Source organism: Mucilaginibacter aurantiaciroseus, assembly GCF_024055595.1.
Taxonomy (GTDB): Bacteria; Bacteroidota; Bacteroidia; order Sphingobacteriales; family Sphingobacteriaceae; genus Mucilaginibacter; species Mucilaginibacter aurantiaciroseus.
In genome coordinates this window covers 809,318-830,864 of the sequence record NZ_JAMXOF010000001.1, presented here as the reverse complement: position 1 = coordinate 830,864, position 21,547 = coordinate 809,318, and the positions used below count along the sequence as shown (strand labels likewise).

Genomic DNA, 21,547 nt, shown 5'->3' with positions numbered 1-21,547 from the left:
AGAAGCAAGCAATACTACTGCTGATATAAATCAGAACTGAATAATGGAGCAAATTGTTTATGATATAGTTATTATAATTTTAATTAAAAGAAAAATTTATCTTATTAATGTAAAAATAAAAGAATTAAAGTCAATAATTAAAATTATAAGTCAAAAATAGAAAATTTATAAAACAAAAGTTAAATTATTGGCATTATTTATGTAATGTTTCATTCATGTAAAATCTTAATGTTTGCACCACGCCCCAGGAAATTTAATATATAAAGATCATTATGAAAAAAATTGCCTTAATTACAGGTATTACGGGCCAGGACGGAGCATACTTGGCAGAATTATTATTAGCAAAAGGTTACATTGTACATGGTGTTAAAAGGAGGAGTTCGTTGTTTAATACCGACCGGATCGATCACTTATATCAGGATCCGCATGAATCCGACTTGAATTTTATTTTACATTATGGCGACCTATCCGACTCGACAAATCTGATCAGGATTATAAAACTAACCCAACCCGATGAAATCTATAATTTAGGTGCAATGTCGCACGTAAAAGTAAGTTTTGATACGCCAGAATATACGGCCAACGTTGACGGAATAGGGACTTTGAGAATATTAGAAGCCGTAAGAATTTTAGATTTAACGACAAAAACTAAAATATATCAAGCGTCAACGTCCGAGCTATATGGCTTGGTGCAGGCAGTTCCCCAATGCGAAACTACTCCGTTTTACCCACGGTCGCCTTATGCAGTTGCCAAAATTTACGCATATTGGATCACTGTAAATTATCGGGAATCGTATAACATGTTTGCTTGTAACGGTATTTTATTTAACCATGAAAGTCCGCTTAGAGGTGAAACCTTTGTGACACGTAAAATTACGAGGGGAGTTGCTAAAATAGCCATGGGTTTACAGGATAAGCTTTACCTGGGTAACCTGGATGCACAACGCGACTGGGGACACGCTAAAGATTATGTAGAAGCCATGTATTTGATATTACAGCAGGAACAACCCGAAGATTTCGTTATTGCCACAGGTATCACCACACGCGTGCGAGAATTTGTAAGGTTGGCCTTTGCAGAACTTGATATTACTGTAGAATTTAGAGGAAGCGGTGTTAACGAAAAAGGATATGTGGCCAATTGCAGCAACCCTGAATACGTTATAGAATATGGAAAAGAAGTGGTTTGTGTCGACGCTCAATATTTTAGGCCAACTGAGGTTGACTTATTAATAGGTGACCCAACCAAATGCCAGCAAAAATTAGGTTGGAAACCCAAATACGACTTAAAGGCGCTGGTAAAGGAAATGGTAAACGCCGATGTGGAACTTTTCATTAAAGAAAAGATTTTAAAAAACTCGGGATATTTGATTAAAAACCAATATGAATAAAAGTGATAAAATTTATATAGCAGGCCATAAAGGCATGGTTGGTTCAGCAATATTAAGGAAGCTTGAAAGCGAAGGATACTCAAATATTCTGATAATCAATTCATCTGAACTGGACTTAAGAGACCAGCACCTGGTAGCTGACTTTTTTGAGCATGAGAAACCTGAATATGTTTTTATGGCCGCAGCGCGGGTTGGCGGTATAGTCGCAAACAATACCTACCGGGCTCAATTTTTATATGATAATCTACAGATCCAAAATAACGTAATACATGAGGCATTTCGGGCAGGCGTTAAAAAACTTTTGTTTTTAGGCTCGAGTTGCATCTATCCTAAAATGGCGCCCCAACCTATAAAGGAAGAGTATTTACTAACCGGCCAGTTGGAAATAACTAATGAACCCTACGCAATTGCTAAAATAGCAGGCATAAAGCTTTGTGACGCGTATAGAGATCAATATGGATGTAATTTCATTTCTGTAATGCCAACAAATTTGTATGGATATAATGATAACTATCATCCCGAAAATTCGCACGTATTACCCGCACTGATCCGGCGGTTTTATGAAGCCACTAAACAACAGGCTCCATCAGTAACCATTTGGGGGTCGGGAGCGCCTAAAAGGGAGTTTTTATTTGCTGATGACCTGGCCGATGCCTGTTTTAATTTAATGGACAATTATAACGAGGCTGGTATTATTAATATCGGTACCGGCGAAGACCTTTCAATTGCAGAATTGGCGATGTTGGTTAAAGAGGTAAGCGGCTTTAGTGGAAACATTGAATTTGACACATCAAAACCAGATGGTACCCCCCGCAAATTATTGGATGTTTCTAAACTGCATAAATTGGGCTGGAAACATAAAGTATGCATAGAGCAAGGGATAAGAATGGTGTATGATGATTTCCTTCAAAAAAACCTACCGATTCAGCTTCAGGAATAAAAATCCTGAATTGATTAAATAAATTAACAGTTAATTAAATTAATGGTAAAAATTTCAAATTATTGAAATTAATAATTACTTTGCAAAAGTTATTCGTATCAATTAATAATTAACCAACAATTTGATAATTGTACTCATGCCAAAAGCTATGCACGAAATCGGAAAAAAAATCAAGTCGTTGCGGCAAAAAAAAGGCTGGTCGCAGGGTGATGTTGCAAAACTACTAAACATATCAGTTCCTGCCTTTTCCAAAATCGAAACAGAAATCACCGATCTTAGTTTATCAAGACTTGAAAAAATTGCTGAAATTTTCGAGGTAAGTCTTTCAGATATGTTATTACCAGCTTCGGAACAAAGTAAAGAATATACAGACGAACTGGTAAAGGCTAAGGAAACTATAACCGAATATTCCTTCAAGATACTTCATTTGCAAGAATATGTCATTACGCTTTATGAAGAACTGCACCAATTTAAAAAGCACAGTATTAGCGATAAATAATCTGGTAACTGTAAACCTCTAACCATCCTGGCATAGTCGCTACCGAAATCAATCTTAGCGAATAGGAACCCCTGTGTTCTTTTTGAAATTGATCATTTCATACCCGCCCTGCTTTTTTACTAATCCCCTGTAGACACGATCCTCTGTGCCTTTCTCTGAAATTGAGCCCTCAATATAGAATTTCATTTAATCTGATGTAAATAATTTAAGGCTATTTCTTAATAATTATACTTTGTATAAAACAATTGCCAATTTATTTTCTTTTGTATTAAAATGATTTCTATTATTGAAAATATATTAATACAAAAATGAATATTAAACCATGAAAATTTCAACCACAACAACTAAAAATTTATTTTCTGTTATCGCAGCGATACCGGATCCGATAAATAAACCTAATTATCATCAAATAAATTAAAATATCATGAGCTTGAAATCCATTTCACAATTAGCTGCAGCAGCATTTTTATTTCCATTGATTTTTTCTTCCTGTGCCAACGTTAGAAAAACAGAGTATTTTGCAGATCAGCAAGATTCGATCATCAAGTCATCCAATGCTGCGGCCCAATCCTTTATTCAACCTAATGATATATTCAGTATTACCGTAAGTAGTTTAAACCCAACTGCTACAGTAATTTTTAACACACCAAATATTTCGAATGTGATCGCAACAACAGCGACGGGAAGCAGTCTGCAGTCACCGGGATACCTTGTGAATTTGGACGGTATTATACAATTTCCAGTTATTGGTGATATTAAGGTTGCCGGTTTGACCACCAACCAACTAAGATTAAAGATCACAAAGGAGTTGCTTGACCGAAAGCTTTTAGTTGACGCTGTTGTGGTAGTACGGCAATTAAATTTCAAAGTTAGTGTTTTAGGCGAAGTTGGCCATCCTACAGTTATAAGCGTTCCGAGTGAAAAGATCTCACTGTTAGAAGCCCTCGGTTTGGCCGGAGATATTACTATATATGGCAAAAAAGATAATGTGATGGTTATCAGAGAAGAAAATGGCGAAAAAAAAATAAAAAGACTAGATCTTAATTCGAAAGATCTTTTTACGTCACAATATTATTATTTGAAATCAAATGACATAGTATATGTCGAAGCCAACAGGGCAAAAGTTAATAACTCATCACAGAGCACTCAGTTAATACCTATCGGCTTAAGCATACTCTCATTTGTTGCCATCATAGCTACTGTGATCATAAGGAAATAATTAATTAGAATACGATTCAGCTAACGTTATGAAATTGATAAGAAAACCCATAGAGGAAAATAGTAATAGTTTGTCATTAGTACATTATGTTTTTAAGCTTATCCATTATTGGCCCCTTTTTTTGACCCTTTTATTAATTGGGGTTGGAGGTGCCTGGCTGTATATGCAATTTACAATCCCGATGTATCAAACTACATCCAGGCTTTTGATAAAAGATGATAAAAAAGGCACTCAAGACACTAAGGCTTTTGAAGCGTTGGATATAATTTCGCCAAAGAAATCTATTGATAATGAGATCGAAGTAATTCAGTCAAAAGACCTTATCGGTAATGTGGTTGGTAATTTAAACCTATATGCTCCGGTATACTCAGAGTCCAAATTTAAAAATGTGTTGGCTTACCATAGTTCTCCAATTATTGTTTCAACAAATAATATGGATAGCCTGATACAAGTTGAAAAGGTATATTTTAAATTACAAGACTCAACAGTTTTAATTAACAACAACAGATATCCTCTTAATAAATTGGTTAGTACGCCATATGGAAACCTGATATTTAAGAGGAACCCTCACTTAATAAAAACGTCATCTAACGATGAAATTTTCTATTTTTCATTACTTACACCTAAAAAAGTTATTTCATCCGTTTCTGCCAGATTGAAAGTCAGTTCGGCTAATAAGTTAACTACTATTATAGATATCGCATTTACAGATGAGAACCCCGATCGAAGCGAAGCGGTCGTGTTGGATATTATCAGATCGTATAACCGGTCTATAGCCGAAGAAAAAAATGTTTTGGCAGCGAATACCGAAAAGTTTATTGATGAACGTCTGACCATATCACAGAATAATTTGCTTGCAATTGAACATAAGCAACAAAATTACCAGGCTGATCGGGGAGCTATTGACATAAGCACACAAGGAAAGCTATTTTTAGAAAACGTAAGCAACAATGATCAAAAGGTGGGCGAGATAAACATGCATTTATCAGTTTTAGATCAAATCGAGAATTCTGTAAAATCAAAAAATCTATCCAGCGAAATTGTTCCTTCAACCATTGGAGTTGATGATCCCGGTCTGACACAAATGGTTAAAAACATTTACGAATTACAACTGGAAGTTGAAAGTCTTAAGAAAACAACAGGCATCAATAACCCATTGATCGTTTCGTACGTGGATAAAATTGAAAAAATTAAGCCTCAGATACTTCAAAATCTTGATAACCAACGGCAAAGTTTGTTGGCTAGTAAAGGTAATTTATCCACAACAAATAAAACCTACTCCTCTAAATTGGAATCGATGCCGGAAACCGAGAAAACACTTATCGATATAAATCGTGAATTGACTATTCAAAGTGGCATATACACATTTTTACTTCAAAAGAAAGAGGAAACCGGATTGTCTTTTATCTCGAACGTAGATGGTAGTAAAGTTATACAAAAGCCGGCTTCATCTGAATTTCCGGTTACGCCGCAAAAAAAGATCATCTACCTCGCGGCTATGTTGATCGCATTTATTTTAGGAGGAATTATGATCGCGGTCAAAGAATCATTAAGGAATAATATTATGTACCAGTCTGACATTGAGGTTCTTACGGATATTCCGGTGATCGCTGAAATAAGTTCCGGTAATTCAAAAGATCCAATTGTAATAGGGAGTAATCAACGAACGCTTATAGCTGAGCAATTCAGAAAACTAAGGATAACACTGGCATATTTAGGAATTGGAGGAGTAAATAAAAGAGTTTTGGTAACATCTGGTATTGCAGGCGAAGGGAAGAGTTTCGTAGCGCTTAACTTGGCGATAAGCCTTGCCATAACAGGTAAAAAGGTGGTTATACTTGATCTTGACCTTACTAACCCCTCGTTACACGTTAAATTCAAAGTAAAGAAAAGTATTGGGATCACTGACTTTTTGGAAGGGAAAGTATCGGCTGATGCTATAATAAATAGTACGGAAGTGAGCGATGGTCTTTTTTTTATCTCAGCCGGCAACTTATCCAATGATCCTTCTGAGCTTTTAACCAATGGTAGGGCTGAGGAATTTTTAAAATATTTAGATGGCATATTTGATTTTATCATTATTGATGTAGCACCTGTTGGGCCGATCTCTGATGCTTATATTATTTCACCACTGTGTGATGCCACCCTTTATATCGTCCGGCATGGTTATACACCTAAGGCATTTGTCGGCCGAATTGATAAAAACAATGTGTTAAATAAGTTAAATAATGCGGCTATCGTGTTTAACGATGTATCGAGCAGGAGTTTCGGAAATTATGGTTACGGCTACGGTTATAACTATGGCTATGGTTACGGAGATACTAAAAAGAGGCTTAGTGGTTCGGCAAGTTGATGGCTTTCATTACTATCCTAATTAAAAAAATCGCATGATCTTACCACGTATGATCCGGTCAATTGAAAAGATCATTTGATCACCTGGAATGATCAATAAAGAAATCTCTAAAACATCGATAGGGTTTACGCAAAATGGACAAGAAGACATTAAGGTGGAATTTTATTTTTCAGTATGGATATGTAATAACCAACATTATCAACTCCATTATTTTGTTGCCTTTTTATTTGAAGAAAATTGATGCCAGTACTTTAGGTGTTTGGCTTGCAACAGGCAATATACTTGCGTGGATGACTTTGATAGATCCGGGGATCGGAGAGGTATTGCAGCAAAAAATTGCCGAGTTAAGAGGTAAAAAGTTAAATGATGAAGTTAGCAAAACCATAGGATCGGGCCTTATTGCCGCAGGGTTAATTTTGTTATTGGCCATAGTAGCAGGTTTTGTATTTTATTCGCTCATTGGGCTTATTATTAATAAAGACGTTTCCAAATATCCCAATTTGCAAATTGCACTTTTCATTACTATCATCTCTACCGGAATGACACTTACTTCTTTTAGCATGTCTGGCATCAACCAGGGGTTGCAAAACGCGTCTCAGGTGGCTATAAGTTCTATACTGGCTAATATCTTGTTCTTTGTTATTAATATAACATTGCTCATTTACGGCTTTGGAATTATATCCATAGCATTTGCCAATTTGTGCAGGGCGGTATTTATAAACATCTACAACTTTTCTACACTTAAAACTGTGCTCAATAGGAATGGTATGGAGATCATTTTTGAAAACGCTCATTTCAAAAAATTCATCCGTATTTTTTCATTTACATCATTGGCAAGTATCATTGGTGGCTTTTCGGCAAGCATGGACACTATTGTGCTGGCCCGGTTTATACCTCCCTCAATGATCACCATATTCGAGATCAATAAACGGCCTATCCAAATGACTCAATCGCTTGTCGGCCGCCATTCGGTGGCCTTAATGCCCTCTATATCTCACGCCAGCGGAACGGGAGACCGGGCAGGTATCATCAACTTAATTACTACACAATTTAAATATTACTCGTATGCCGCTCTTTTCATGGCGTTGGTATTCTGTTTTAACTACCGCGAACTAATTACGGCATGGACAGGAACAGGGAAGTATGCCGGCGATACTATTATTTACTTATTGGTTGCCAATTTCTTCTTCGGCTTAATAGGATACTTTATGGCAAATATAGGTTACGCGTTGGGCGATATAAAAATGAACAGCCTGGTAAATATTTTAAAAGGTTTAATAATTGGAGTTTTATATTATGTATCCGCCAGGCAATATGGCATCCCGGGTATATTATCAGTAATGCTGGCCGGGAATATTTTAATAGACTTTTCCTTGTTCTCCTTCAGGCTTATTAAGCTTGGCTACCTGGAGCCTGCAATAATTAAAAGCACCCTTGGCCTTTGGGTTATATTGGTCCCGGTGATGCTCATAGTGGAAGCGGGATGCCATTTTGCTGTTAACCAACTGATTCAACCCGATATGCATATAATTAAGTTAATGCTCAACGGCGGAATATTTATGCTGCTGTTTATAACAATTGTTCTAACTGCCGACCAGGTGTTGCGCACCGAAGTCATAAATATTATTAAAAGTATGCGCCCGGGAATTTGTTGACAATAAGAAATAATTTTTTACATAGCTAACCCATGGCAAAATTAGTAGTGATGTTGCGCATTAAGGATGGAATACTCTTTGTTGATGAATGGCTTGCCCGTATGGAAACGCTTGCAGATGAGATCGTTGTTTTGGACAATGGATCGACCGATGGTACTTATGAAATATTAAAGGCGCATCCCAAGGTTGTCGATATTATACGCACCGAGGGTTTTAACGAAGGACGGGATAAAAATTTGATGTACGATCATGCCCGTAAGCGTGATCCCGATTGGTGTTTGTGGATCGATGTTGATGAGATTTTTGAACCACAACTCACTAGGCAGCATTTTGATAGGTTAATGAGCAGCCGGGTTATTAACAAATACGCGTTCAGACGCTTTCATTTTATCGACCGTGAACATTTTGCAGGATCATGGTTCAGGTTAAATTATTCATCCGGGCACGATAGGCTGTTGTGGCGGGAAGATCCATCCGGATATTTCCAAGACTTAATTATCGATTCGCCAAATGTTAAGGGCATTAGTGGTTTAAGAAGGGGTACAGACTACCGGCTAAAACATTTGGGATACATAAATAAAGAGATAGTGGATAAAAAGGCCGAACTGTACCGGAGTATTACACCGGAGAAAGAGGATATTCTTCAAACTATGTACCTGGAAAACGAAAAGAAAATTGAATGGATCGATGACCGGCGCAGCATCAAGGTTATCATGCTAAACACCCTTTTGAATTTAATACAGGTAACACATTTAATTTCAAAGGTAAAGAGAAGGCTCTTTGGTTATTTGAATTTAAACAAGGCGTAAACAACAATTGAGCTACTCAAGACTAACGATCAAAATTAAATGAACCGCATTATTAAAATATTTGGCTACCAGTTTTATGTAAAGGAAATGCTGGTCATACTCTTCACTTATTTATTGATGGAGAATATTTTCTCGTGGTTGGTGGTCCCAAATTCGCTTATCGAACTTGCCTTTGAAAAAGGGATGAGCCTGCTGATTTTTGGTTTTGTGCTTTATAATTTTACCAACCTTAAAAGAAACGAGAAAATATACATCGGGTTATTTTGCTTCGTTATAATCAAACTGGTCTTTGAATCCCTTTTTAAATTCAGCAAGCCATTTGAGCAGCTTACTATGTTCACCATATTATTTCCGGTGGTTTATACCATATTCATTAAATGCATCTGTCGGTCACTTGAACTGGATCTATTAGAGTTTTTGGCCAAGTTTTACATCGGTGTCTACGTGGTTTTCATGATCATTTATGGCAGGGGATTTTCCTTTAGCCTCGCAAGTGTTGATATGGCTGATTATGGCCCCTTCTCGGGCGATAGCCGTATCATCCACGCACACTCCATATTAATGATGATCATACCATTGTTGTGGTATTTCAGCAAGTTTTTAGAAACTAAAAAGCTTAATCATCTTATTCCTTTTGCATTTTGCTTTATAGTTATTGTAATACACCAGCACAGATCAGTTTGGGCAAGTGCAATTGTGGCATTGGTTATATTTTTAATTGCCACCATCCGGAACAAGCAATTAACCATACCCAGGTTCTTTAATATCATGGCAATTGCGCTGGCCGTAGGAGTTTTTGCAGTACTCATTTTATCCATAGTATCGCCTGGGTTTACAGGCTTCATGTCCAATAGGTTCAGCGAAATTTTTAACCCTACACAAGAAGGAGGAACAGGTAGGTTTAGGGCCGATCAAAGTGATATTTATCTGGCTCTTTTTACAAAGAGGCCTCTTTTCGGCTGGACTTTCGAAGGCTTCGAAATGTCAAATCCGTTAGTTGACTGGTGGCCCGAAAAATCAGGGCAGCATTTCCACGAAGGATATGTAGAAATGCTTTTTTACGAAGGAATTGTTGGCTTATTATTAAAATACTGGTTCCTAATATATCTATCATTTAAAGCTTTCAGCAAAATACTAAGCCGGGATTCAATAATTCTCATTGCCTTTTCAATGTCGGGGCTCGTTTTTTCATTCAGCTATGTTTTGACGCTGATATTTTGGGGCCATGTTGGCTTGTGTTTATACTATTTAGAGAAAAGACCACCTGTGGAAACTATTGATGACCAGAATCAACCATATGAGGAAGTACACACTGAAGAATTATCGATCTATTAACATTTAAAAATACTGTAATGAATTATATATGTACCTGGTTTTGTGCCGATGAAAAAGGGGAAGAAAGCATCTTTCCGCAAACAGGGCAAAAATCATCCAGCAAGCAGCATCAGGATATCTACTGGCGTTGTATCGTTTTATTTTATGCTACCAGTAAACGCTTTAATAAAAATGAAAGGCACCTGTTATTTACCAATGTAAAGCTGCTGCCTTTTTTGGATGATAGAAATGTGGTTGATATGCTGGAACACCTGCAGGTTGAAGTTGTATATACCGACTTAAAATATAAAACGCCAAAGGGATATTTTGGGATGTTCCAAAATCAATTTTACGAGTTCTCTATCTTGGAGTACATCTCAAAAAACAACAATAACCCTGCTGATACCTACATGATTTTAGATTCTGACTGCATTTTTCTTAAACCGGCGGCAGCGTTGTTCGAGGCTGGTGAGAAGAACAATGGCTTTCTATCTTTTGAAGACGATTGTACTACGGACCTGGTAATACATGGACTAAGCAGGAAAGATATGAAGGTTTTGTACCAGTCGTTGTTAAGAAAACCTATCGATACTATACCCGGCTATCATTTGGGAGAATTTTTTTTAGCGAATGTTAAGAATATTCAGATCATCTTCTCTGAATTTTTAATAGTGTGGGCCAAAATGCTGGTCCGCTTCAGTTTAAACCTGCCCAAGTTTAATGAAGAGGCCCAAACGCTAAGTTATATCTATTACAAAAATGGTTTTAAGGCAAGCCTAAGCCGTAGCTTAATGAAAAGAATATGGACTAACCCGGTTTTTTACAGAAATGTAGATGAGTCGGATATGGAGTTGGTTGTTTGGCACTTGCCCTCGGAGAAAACGTATGGCCTGACAGATTTATACCGCATGATAATTAACATGCTGCCAGATTATGGCTTGAACTTAACCAGCCATGAATATACTAATATGACTTCAAAAACTCTTGGAATACCGTATTTATCACCATTAATGAAAATAAAATATTACTCAAGCAGCTATTACAGAGCGATAAGCAAACGGGCAAGGAAGGCGCCGTTTATAAGCAAACTACTGGAAAGTGTTTAATCAATATTTATCAAACAGCTTTAAATTATGAAAATCGCAATACTCTTAGCCACCTTCAACCGGAGGGAAAAAACACTATCGTGCTTAAGCAGCCTGGTCAAGCAAAAAAATATAGATCATGTTGAGTTCGATGTATTTATTACCGACGATGCATCGACAGATGATACCGTCGAAGCGGTGATCAACGAGTTTCCATTTGTTAATATTTTCAAAGGAAGCGGTTCGCTTTTTTGGGCTGGTGGCATGCGCAATTCATGGAATGAGGCGCGGAAGACAGCTCCGGATCAGTACCTGCTGCTTAACGATGACACCATTTTAGATGAGTTGGCAATAGCAAGATTACTGGAATATTACAACTCAGACAAAGAGGCATTACCGGCCATATGTGTAGGAAGTACGAGGGATGATCTATGGGGAAAAATATCCTATGGCGGACAAAAGCTTTACAATAAAAATAAAGTTCAGTGTTATAATATTTTCAGTGACAATGAATACCTAGAGTGTGACATGGCAAACGCCAATATTATGCTGGTTCCGCAAGAGGTAGTGGATAAAATTGGAATACTGTCTGATAAATATACGCATTGCATAGCCGATTTTGATTATTCATTAAGCGCAAAAAAAGCAGGGTTTAAGGTTGTTGTTGTGCCTGGCGTACTTGGCCATTGCACTGATGATCATGACCAAAACTGGCAGCCGGAAAAGGTATCCTTAAGTGAGCGTTTAAAATACCTTAAAAGCCCTAAGGGCTTGGCTTATAATGAGTATTTGCAGTTTGTAAAATTACATTTCCCGCTGCATCTTCCTGCGGCATTTATTAAATTATGGATAAAAACGCTATTCCCGGTAATGTGGGCAAAGCTTAAAGGTTAGCTGAAATGGAGAGAAAGATAATTATCGGTGTTTTTTGCTACAGCCGGGCAAATAAACTTAAACGATGCATAAGCTCATTGTTAAAAAACCCCGAATGCAGTAATATGGATATTGTATTTTTTAGTGATGGGTACAAGGGTGAGGCTGATAAACCCGGCGTGCTGGAAACGCGCGATCACATCAACACCATAACAGGATTCAGAAATGTAATTAAACATTTCAGGGATAGGAATTTTAGTACAGGTCCAAATTTTCAGGATGGGCTTAAATTTTTGTGCGATAATTATGACGAGTTTATAATAGTGGAAGATGACTTGATAGTTTCTGCTAACTATATAAAGTTCCTGATGGACGGGCTTAATTTTTACCGTAATAAACAAACAGTTTTTTGTTTAACGGCCTACGTGTATCCTATCAACGTAAGTCACTATTCCTACGATACTATTATCTATAAAAGGTTTTGTTCTTATGGCTGGGCGGGGTGGTCTGATCGTTTTACTAACGTTATTTGGGACCCTAAAGAGCTTCAAGGCATGATAGACCATTCTCCCGGCTTTATATATCGTTTGAATGAGGAAGGATATGACTTGGGGAGAATGATCAAAAAGCAACTCTCCGGAAAAATTTCTACATGGGACGTGCAGCTGCAGGTGCATGTGTCGGAGAACTATTTAAAAGTAGTTTACCCGGTATTATCTAAGGTAAATAACATTGGTTTTGATGAAGAATCGACAAATACATTTGGGGTGGATTTCCTGAAAACACCTTTAGATAGCGGGGTTAACCGAACTTTTAAGTACTGCGATGACGATCTAATTATTAATGATTTGCAGCGACAGATCAAAAAACCTTTTGGATTGAAGGCACTAATTATCAGACAAATAGTAAACAGGTTTATTAAGGCTACCAGGAAAATTAAAAAGGCTATTAAGCAATAGCAGTAAGACATAAAAATGAGAGTATTAGTTATTCATACTACCTATAAGCTTAGAGGGGGGGAGGACACCGTAGTTGCTAATGAAGTGGAGTTATTGCGGTCTGTCAACGTGGAAGTGGACGTTTTGCAATTTTCAAATGCCCATCATACCCTTTGGAAGGTTATCCAGTTACCATTTAATTATTCTTCTTATGTTAAGACCAAGGAAAGGATAAGGGATTTTAAACCGGATATCGTACATATTCATAATTTACATTTCGCCGGTTCACCATCGGTAATATATGCCATAAAAAAATGCAAGGTTCCGTTTGTTCTTACTTTGCATAATTACCGGCTACTGTGCCCTTCGGCAACCTTGTTTGTTAACGGCAGCATTTTTACCGATTCGTTAACCCAGGCATATCCATGGAATGCCGTTTTAAAAGGTGCTTATTTGGATTCAAAGTTCCTGACTTTTTGGGTGAGTTGTTCAATGATATTTCATCGGTTAATAGGCACTTGGAAATATGTCAATAAATTTATCGCTCTTGGTCAGGATACAAAAAAAATATTCTCAAGATCAACTTTCAAATTCATTGAAGCTACAACAATAGTTAAACCCAATTTTTGTTATACAAGCTCAAGTCCCAAGCGGGCAACCGGAAAGTATTATTTATATATTGGCCGCCTTAGTATCGAAAAGGGGGTTAATTTATTACTTACTGCCTTTTCAGAAAGCGGGTTACCATTGAAAATTATCGGCACGGGGCCTATGGAGCAGGAGGTGATAAGCGCCAGCGTAAAATATCCAAACATTCAGTTTATGGGTGTTTTGGATAAGAAGTTTGTTAATGAGCAATTAGCCGACGCCACCGCGCTGATATTTCCGTCGCAGTGGTTTGAAACCTTCGGCATGGTAATTATTGAAGCGTTCGCTGCTGGTGTACCAATTATTGCGTCGGATATTGGGCAATTAAAGTATACAATTAAACAGCATTATAACGGCCTCCGGTTTGAAGCAGGTAATGTAACTGACCTAAAGGATAAGATCAATCTTTATGAAAAATTGAAATCAACAGATAAGTTGCTGTACAGGGAAAATGCATTTGTAAGTTACCAAGAGTACTACACACCCCAAAAAAATGTAAAGCAATTAATGAGGATTTACAAGTTGGTTTTGAAAAATGCACTCGTTCCTGCACTTCCTGCTGTTTAAAACCTAAAGCCTGTTTTGCACGTTACCCAACCAGTCAACCCTTTGCCCTACACTTCAGCACACCAGAGGTGGTAAAGCGTTCCACGTTTTTCATTTGTTGCAACAAATGAATTTGATTGCTAAAACGCATTTTTATCGCCCTTGATAGTCGAAAATAATGTCAGGAAAACAATACGGATATCCAACCATATATTCCAGTTCTCTAAATACCATATATCATGCTCCACGCGGCTTTTTAATTGCTCATAGTGCTTAATTTCGCCTCGGTGACCATTAACCTGGGCCCAACCTGTTATACCAGGCTTTATGTAGTGCCTAGCCATATAATCGTTCTGTAATTTTGAGTATTCTTCGGTGTGTTTAAGCATGTGTGGCCGCGACCCAACTATGGACATATTGCCAAGCAACACATTAAAAAATTGCGGCATTTCATCTAAGTTTGTTTTTCTCAAAAATTGCCCAACCTTGGTTATACGGTCATCATCACGGGTAACTTGCAGAGTATCCGCTTCGCGGTTAACCTTTAACGTTCGTAACTTTAAGCACAGAAATGGAAGGTTCTTTTTTCCCGACCTGATCTGTGTAAAAAAAACGGGCCCGTTTGAATCCAATAAAATAAATACTGCCAGTAAAGGGATCAACCACGACAATACAAAAACTATGATAAAACTACTGAAGGCAATATCGAACAATCGTTTTTTAACGCGGCCCGGCATACTCTCCAAAGGTTCGCGTCGTAATGATAATATAGGCGTATTTTCTATAAAATCAATATGGCAATTATGGCTTACAAAGTCGCTTAAATCCGGAATAAACTTAAAGCGTATAAAGCAACGCTCTGCAATTTCGGCTATCGTATATAGATCCGGATGTGTTTTTGGCGATAACGTGGAGTAAATTTCTGTTATTTTATACTTCTTAGCATAGGAGATACATTCGTTTATTTTTCCAAGAATAGGAAATTCTGAATTACTGCTACATTTATGGTCATCAAAAAACCCGTTTATTACAATTGCTGTTTTATTAGACTTAAAATGAGTGATCAACTGCTTAGAAAGATCATTGTAGCCTATAAATATGACCTTCTTTTGGTATTCTTCCTGTTTGTACATGTAAATGGTTATAAGCTTAAACAGATATCTGCTTAGCATCATAAAAGTGAGAAATAAGAGCAGGCAGTATAGTATAAATACCCTGTTATAATGGGATTGAGAAAAAACGATAAAAACGAAATCTATGCTTAGAAAAAAAGAGAAAGCAATAAATGTCCGGTAAAATAGCCTTTTATGATCCAGCATCTTATCCTGTATGTAAATACCTGTAGCATAGGAGCAGATTATCCATACCATATTATTAAAAAGACAGAAAACTGTGTAATCATAGGAATTAGATACCAGCAGGTTAAACTGGTGTATTAAAATCAAGCTAATCAGGTTTAGCGCAAAAAGATCTGAAAAAGAAAAAAAGATTCTGAATAAGTTTGTGTCTTTATGGTTCATAAAAAGGCAGATAATTGAAATTAGAAATTTAATGAACTATATTTTTTTGAGCTTTATGAAAACCTGTTATTACCGGGCTGGTATGGGATAGATTTAATCTTAATTTTTCCTTCATTAAAATATATAGAAATACCGGTCCGTAATATAAATACCTTTTCCACATGCGTTTAGGCTCCTTGCATAAACGCACAAACCATTCTAAGCCTAGGTTTATCCAAACATTAGCCGGCCTTTCAATAGTACCGGCATAGAAATCAAAAACAGCCCCAATTGAGCATATCAGTTTTGCGTTAATTTTGTTTTTTTGTTGACTGGCCCACTTTTCTTGTTTAGGGGCTGTCATTCCAACAAATAATACATCAGGCTTAAAGCTGTTTATTTTTTCAATTATTAATGCATTATCTTCGTCAGAGAATACTTCAGTAAAAGGCGGAGAGAAGTACTCACAAGTAATGTTGGGAAACTCAATATTTAACCGCTCTTTAATTTTACGCAATGTATTTTCCGACGATCCCATGTAAAAACATTTGCCGCTGTTTTTATCTAGTTCGGCTATAAGATGTTGATGCATATCAGTTCCTGATATCTTTTTTATAACCTCACCCGTAGTTGTTTTTACTGCTAAAACAATGCCTATCCCGTCGGGCAACAAAACATCCGAATTTTGTAACGCTTTTTTAAAGTCTCTATCTTCTTCGGCTATGCAAAAAGAATACTGATTAATGGTATTGATCAATACCTTAGGTAAAGCAGGCAGTTTATTGAGGTTACCATTAAATAAGTCATAACCCATATAATTACATTGTAAAGTATTCATCATTCAATTCTTTATTTTTTAAATAAATGTTAATTTATATTCTTTTTGATTTATAAATTATAATATAAATTAACTACATTAATAATGAAGTAAAGTTTGATTTAAATATAAATATATTTTCTTTTAAAGAAATTATATTTACAAATTGATAGTAGTTTAACAATTAGTGGTCTTTCGTTGCTTGTTAATAAACTTATTGAGCGTTTCTGGTTTAGAAAAATAAATAGGGCTGAAGAAACGCGGGAAACTAATAGTGCTGGCAGTGGTAATGATTTATTTAAGTTTATGTCAGCAGAATGAAATATAGGAGCGTCAATAGTAAAACACCCGCGTTAGAAGCTCACCTGGTATGGGCTAGATCAATATTAAATTTAATGAAAGAGAACCAAAAATGGATTTGGAAGGGAGTAAGTGTCCAATGTTGTTTAAACAACTCGTTTAAAAAACTGTCCTTCAATTGCTAATTCCAATCTTCGGATGGATCGATGTAAAACATTAAGGTTATCCACCCTAATATCAATACAACTATCGTGATAATGGTATAATTCCACAGAACACTTGCTAAAATTATTAAGATAAGTGATATGAATGCTGCCCTGCTAAATGCTTTTATCATTAATTGGTAAACCACAATTCTTTTTATAAGGATGTGCAAATTGTGGTTATTTAAGTATGCAGTTGCCAGTAAAATCAAGCTTTAAACAAAAGTATTTTACTTTAAAAAAACTTTTTTATAAATTTTGGCTTATTTTTTTCATTTTAAATAATTATATTCTATAAATGAAAGTTGGTACGGGATTTGACTTACACATGTAGTATTAATAACTTTAAATTTAAACAAAAGTTAATTTTTTTTTACCTTTTAAATTAAGGATGCTATGAAAGATACGATGAAGGCTGATGATAAAATTAAGTACTACTGTTTTAACAAAAAATGTAAAGGTTCTATTTTTAATGTTGATTCGTGTACGGTAGTTGAGGTTTCTACATTTAAAACCCGGGACGGCAGCTATTTTTGCCAGTATTGTTTTAAAGAACTGATCTCTAAACAAGATCTCAATATTAAAATACAAGTTAGCCATTTGTTAACCGAAGAGAGGCTTTTTACGTCTTTAATAGTTGATGACGACATTGACTACCAAACTTCAGCTAAAGCGTTGTTCAATAGCTCCAGTACTTTTAATGGGCCGGAACAATATACTGATGGTAACATGGCGATCAATTACCTGGCCGAAAATAAAGGTAAAGTAAATGTCATCCCCGACTTTATATTTGTTGATGTAAATATGCCTGATATGGATGGTTGGGAATTTTTAGATGAATTGGCAGTAATTTATCCATACTTCAAAAAGGAAATAAATGTTTATGTTATTTCAAATCATATCCACCCCTCTTATAAGGAAAAAGTAAGAAATCGCCCTTTGGTTAAAGGTATAATGGCAAAGAATTTCGACTTGCGCTTTTTAAATAATGTAATTGCCTAGTTGTTCTGTGCATACCCAAGCCAGACTTAACAAATTAATTTTAGAGCTGTTGTATTCAAAGCCGATAAAATTATGAACAAAAAGAAACCTACTTACATTATTGCCATCGGCGCCTCGACTGGTGGGTTGGAAGAGATCTTATCATTTTTTAATCACACCCCCTTAGATGGTGTCTCGTACATTATTATCCAGCATTTATCTTCAGACTTTAAGAGCCGGATGGTGGAGTTATTGACCCGGCATAGTATGCTAGCGGTAAAGGAAGCCGAAAACGCTGAAACAATTAAAAGCAATGTAGTATATCTTATCCCCAATAATAAGTATATGACCATTAGTGATGGGAAATTATACATCGAAGAAAAGGAAAAATCCCAAGCCCCTCATTTAACAATTAATAGGTTTTTTACTTCGCTGGCAGCCAGTAATGGTCAAAAAGCCATAGGTATAATTTTTTCAGGATTAGGCTCGGATGGCACCGAGGGTATCAAGCTCATAAAAGAGGCCGGTGGTATGGCAATGGTGCGTAATCCGGAAACTACGCAATTTAGTAGTATGCCTTCGCACGCTATTGCTACAGGCATGATAGATTTTGTTTTGGAACCAGAATTTATGCCTGCTGCAATTAAAGATTATATAAAAAAGGAAAAAGTGTTATCTAATAAAAATGGTGATGATGAAAAATACATGGAGGTTATATTAAACCATGTTAAGGAGAGTTCTCCTCTTGATTTTTCGGATTATAAACCAACTACTATTCTGCGGAGAACTAAAAAAAGGGCTGCACTAAAGAATGTCACATCACTTGCAAAATACTTTGATTTTTTAAAGAACGATCCCGAAGAGATAAAAGCACTTACCAAAGAATTTTTGATCAGCGTTACGTCGTTTTTCAGGGACAAAGAAGCTTTTGACGTTATTGCAAAGAAAGTAATTCCACTATTGCTGGAAGCGCTACCCCTCGGTGAGGAATTAAAAATGTGGGTAGCAGGCTGTGCAACCGGACAAGAAGCTTACTCAATGGCTATTACGGTTTGTGAATTATTGACGGGCCTTTTTGAAGATGTAGTGGTAAAAATATTTGCTACAGATATTGACGGCGATGCATTAGCTTATGCCAATAAGGGGGTATATAGTTTGGAAGCCACTAAAAATATATCATCAGTGCAGCTTGACAATTATTTTTTAAAAGAAGGTGAAAATTACCGGATAAAACCAGCAGTGCGAAAAATGGTGACTTTTGCCCGGCACGATCTTGTCAAGAATCCGCCGTATTGTAATATGCATTTTATAAGTTGCCGTAATCTGCTGATCTATATTAAGCCCGTATTGCAAAAGAAAATATTTGCCATGTTACTTTTTGGTCTTAAAACAGATGGTTATTTGTTTTTAGGTTCCAGTGAAGCACCCACTTCTATAATCGAGAGCCTGGAAGTAGTAAATAAAAAATGGAAGGTATATAAAAACCTTAGATCAAAACGGACAGTAAGTTTTGATGCCTTCACGATGCCCGCATTGATGGATATAAATCGTGTAAAGCCCTATTCGTCTCGTGAAGATGTTGCTGACACCCCTAAAAATTCTTTGTTTGAGGTAATGCATCAAAGCCTGGCCAATGAGTTTGATTACCTTGTACTTTGTATCGATGAAAACAATACGGTGCTGAAGTCATTCGGCGACACCACAAAATATTTACTTCATAAACACTTTAATTCAAATCTCCAGGAGCTTCTACCAAAACAATTGGCGCTTGCATTTAATATATCAAGCAGCACGGTTTTAAAAACCGGTGTACCAATAGCTGTTAATGATATTGTTATCAAAGGCGATAAAACTACTTTAAAAGTAAACCTGTCTGTAATCCCGTTGTCTACAAAAAATGGAGTTCCAAAATTGCTAATGGTCACTATTAAAGAAGATAAATTTTTTGTCGCATCAGGGCATAGCGACTTTAATGAAAAGCTATTCTATGATCAATATACCAGAAACCTGGAAGAACAGCAGAAGGAGTTGAATGATAAGCTACGGTCAGCTTACGAGCAATTGGATGCTTCAAATGAAAATATGCAGTCTTTTTATGAGGAGATGATATCAGCGAATGAAGAAATGCAAAGCACCAATGAAGAAATGCAATCCATAAACGAGGAACTGGATAAAATTAATACCGATTATCATTTAAAAAACAAGGAATTGCTGGATAATAATGACGATTTAAACAATTATTTCAGAAGTAATATTAATGGACAATTGTTTATTAACAATGAGTTACAGTTAATGAAATTTTCGCCGGGTACCGTAAAGCTCATTAACATATTGGATACTGATATAGGCCGGCCACTTAGTAATATCTCTACTAATATAAAATTTGAAACGATCATCGAAGATATAAAACAGGTATTTGCAGAAGGTGCCATTATAACCAAGGAAATTGAAACTAACGATGGTAATTGGTTCCAGGTAATGACCATGCCTTATTTACGGCAAGCAGATAATAAAAAGAATGGGGCAATAATTACCTTTAATGACATTACTGAACTGAAAAAAGCCCAAGCGGAACTTAACAAAAAAAATAAAACCCTGTTAGTCATAAACGACGATCTGGAAAATTTCATACATGCCGCATCGCACGATCTTTTGGCGCCGTTAGGCAATATTGAAGGGAGTTTGAACATTGTGAATAAATTGGAGATAAATAATCCCGAAGCAAAGAAATTTTTAGATTTGATCAATATATCAGTCAAAAAGTTCCAAACCTTAATTAAAGATATAGCTACCATTGCCAAAGTGGAAAGCGATATGGTGGCAATGGAAATGGTGGATCTGGACGAGATCATCGGCAATATTGAATGGAGTTTAGAAAATAAAATTAAAACATCCGGAGCGGTAATTATCAGGGATTTCAATGTAAAACAAATTGAATTTTCGAAAAAAAACTTGCGAAGTATACTCTACAATTTAATCTCAAATGGTATTAAATTTAAGGGGGAATTAGCGCCCGTTATTAAAATTAATACCTTACAAGCTAATGACCGTGTGCTGTTAACGGTAGAAGATAATGGAATTGGCATGGACAAACGGAGCATGAGTAAAATTTTTGATATCTACGGCAGGATAAATAAGAATGTTGAAGGGCAAGGAATAGGATTGTTTCTCGCAAAAAAAATAGTTAACGCCTCAGGAGGAAATTTTACTGTAGAAAGCGCACCGGGTAAAGGGAGTAAGTTTATTATATTTTTCAAAGTTCATGCGGAACAAAATGCAGCTCTGGTTTAAGATGATCTGTTATCACTTCAATATTTATTCTTCCGCTCAAGCTTAAATGCTAATGACAGTTTCATTTTATTCAATACAACTTTTAAATCTCCTCAGGGTATTACTTTTGTTTAATTTCTGTAAAAAGAGTATATCATCTATCGCTTTTTTCACCATTCTACTGCACTTTTATTACAGTGCGTTTCTCCA

16 protein-coding genes and 1 pseudogene are annotated in these 21,547 nt (G+C 36.3%); 15 read left to right on the top strand and 2 right to left on the bottom strand.

The features are described from left to right. Positions 1-272: 272 nt before the first annotated feature. From gmd to NAF17_RS03795, 13 genes and pseudogenes are all read left to right on the top strand, one after another. Positions 273-1,388, top strand: a complete 1,116-nt coding sequence (gene gmd, locus NAF17_RS03850; RefSeq protein WP_252756661.1) for a GDP-mannose 4,6-dehydratase — start codon at positions 273-275, stop codon at positions 1,386-1,388. Then, positions 1,381-2,328 (top strand): GDP-L-fucose synthase family protein, encoded by a 948-nt coding sequence (locus NAF17_RS03845; RefSeq protein WP_252756660.1) that lies wholly within the window; start codon positions 1,381-1,383, stop codon positions 2,326-2,328. The genes gmd and NAF17_RS03845 overlap by 8 nt, the downstream gene beginning before the upstream one ends. A 136-nt stretch (positions 2,329-2,464) precedes the next feature. After that, positions 2,465-2,827, top strand: a complete 363-nt coding sequence (locus NAF17_RS03840) for a helix-turn-helix domain-containing protein (RefSeq protein ID WP_252756659.1) — start codon at positions 2,465-2,467, stop codon at positions 2,825-2,827. 424 nt (positions 2,828-3,251) lie between these two features. Beyond that, positions 3,252-4,046 (top strand): polysaccharide biosynthesis/export family protein, encoded by a 795-nt coding sequence (locus tag NAF17_RS03835; protein WP_252756658.1) that lies wholly within the window; start codon positions 3,252-3,254, stop codon positions 4,044-4,046. A 28-nt stretch (positions 4,047-4,074) separates the two neighbouring features. Beyond that, on the top strand, positions 4,075-6,399 hold the full coding sequence (locus NAF17_RS03830) for a GumC family protein (RefSeq protein WP_252756657.1): 2,325 nt from the start codon (positions 4,075-4,077) through the stop codon (positions 6,397-6,399). 134 nt (positions 6,400-6,533) lie between these two features. Next, positions 6,534-8,054, top strand: coding sequence for an MATE family efflux transporter (locus tag NAF17_RS03825; protein WP_252756656.1), 1,521 nt, complete (start codon positions 6,534-6,536; stop codon positions 8,052-8,054). 32 nt (positions 8,055-8,086) lie between these two features. Then, positions 8,087-8,863 carry a glycosyltransferase gene (locus tag NAF17_RS03820; protein ID WP_252756655.1) on the top strand — a complete coding sequence of 259 codons (777 nt, stop codon included), beginning with the start codon at positions 8,087-8,089 and terminating at the stop codon, positions 8,861-8,863. Positions 8,864-8,902: 39 nt separating this feature from the next. Then, the gene (locus NAF17_RS03815; protein ID WP_252756654.1) at positions 8,903-10,198 is read left to right on the top strand and encodes an O-antigen ligase family protein; all 1,296 of its coding nucleotides are present in this window, start codon (positions 8,903-8,905) and stop codon (positions 10,196-10,198) included. 17 nt (positions 10,199-10,215) lie between these two features. Then, positions 10,216-11,283, top strand: a complete 1,068-nt coding sequence (locus NAF17_RS03810; protein ID WP_252756653.1) for a hypothetical protein — start codon at positions 10,216-10,218, stop codon at positions 11,281-11,283. A 27-nt stretch (positions 11,284-11,310) separates the two neighbouring features. After that, complete coding sequence (locus NAF17_RS03805) at positions 11,311-12,156, top strand: glycosyltransferase family 2 protein (protein ID WP_252756652.1); 846 nt, start codon at positions 11,311-11,313, stop codon at positions 12,154-12,156. A gap of 5 nt (positions 12,157-12,161) precedes the next feature. Beyond that, positions 12,162-13,094: a glycosyltransferase family protein gene (locus NAF17_RS03800; protein ID WP_252756651.1), complete on the top strand. Its 933-nt coding sequence runs from the start codon at positions 12,162-12,164 to the stop codon at positions 13,092-13,094. 15 nt (positions 13,095-13,109) lie between these two features. Beyond that, positions 13,110-13,412 (top strand): annotated as a pseudogene (locus tag NAF17_RS18235) (hypothetical protein); the annotation flags it as partial. Between the two features lie 114 nt (positions 13,413-13,526). Next, a complete protein-coding gene (locus NAF17_RS03795; protein ID WP_252756650.1) occupies positions 13,527-14,288 on the top strand; it encodes a glycosyltransferase family 4 protein in 762 nt (253 codons plus the stop codon). A gap of 119 nt (positions 14,289-14,407) precedes the next feature. Here the strand turns inward: NAF17_RS03795 and NAF17_RS03790 are convergent, their stop codons facing one another. Together NAF17_RS03790 and NAF17_RS03785 are read right to left on the bottom strand one after the other, a co-directional pair. Further along, positions 14,408-15,787 (bottom strand): exopolysaccharide biosynthesis polyprenyl glycosylphosphotransferase, encoded by a 1,380-nt coding sequence (locus NAF17_RS03790; protein ID WP_252756649.1) that lies wholly within the window; start codon positions 15,785-15,787, stop codon positions 14,408-14,410. Positions 15,788-15,815: 28 nt separating this feature from the next. Then, a complete protein-coding gene (locus NAF17_RS03785; RefSeq protein WP_252756648.1) occupies positions 15,816-16,607 on the bottom strand; it encodes a WecB/TagA/CpsF family glycosyltransferase in 792 nt (263 codons plus the stop codon). Positions 16,608-17,482: 875 nt separating this feature from the next. On the opposite strand from NAF17_RS03785, the gene NAF17_RS03780 reads away from it, so the two are divergent. Next, positions 17,483-18,088 carry a response regulator transcription factor gene (locus NAF17_RS03780; protein WP_252756647.1) on the top strand — a complete coding sequence of 202 codons (606 nt, stop codon included), beginning with the start codon at positions 17,483-17,485 and terminating at the stop codon, positions 18,086-18,088. A gap of 72 nt (positions 18,089-18,160) precedes the next feature. Then, positions 18,161-21,358 carry a chemotaxis protein CheB gene (locus NAF17_RS03775; RefSeq protein ID WP_252756646.1) on the top strand — a complete coding sequence of 1,066 codons (3,198 nt, stop codon included), beginning with the start codon at positions 18,161-18,163 and terminating at the stop codon, positions 21,356-21,358. Positions 21,359-21,547 lie beyond the last annotated feature (189 nt).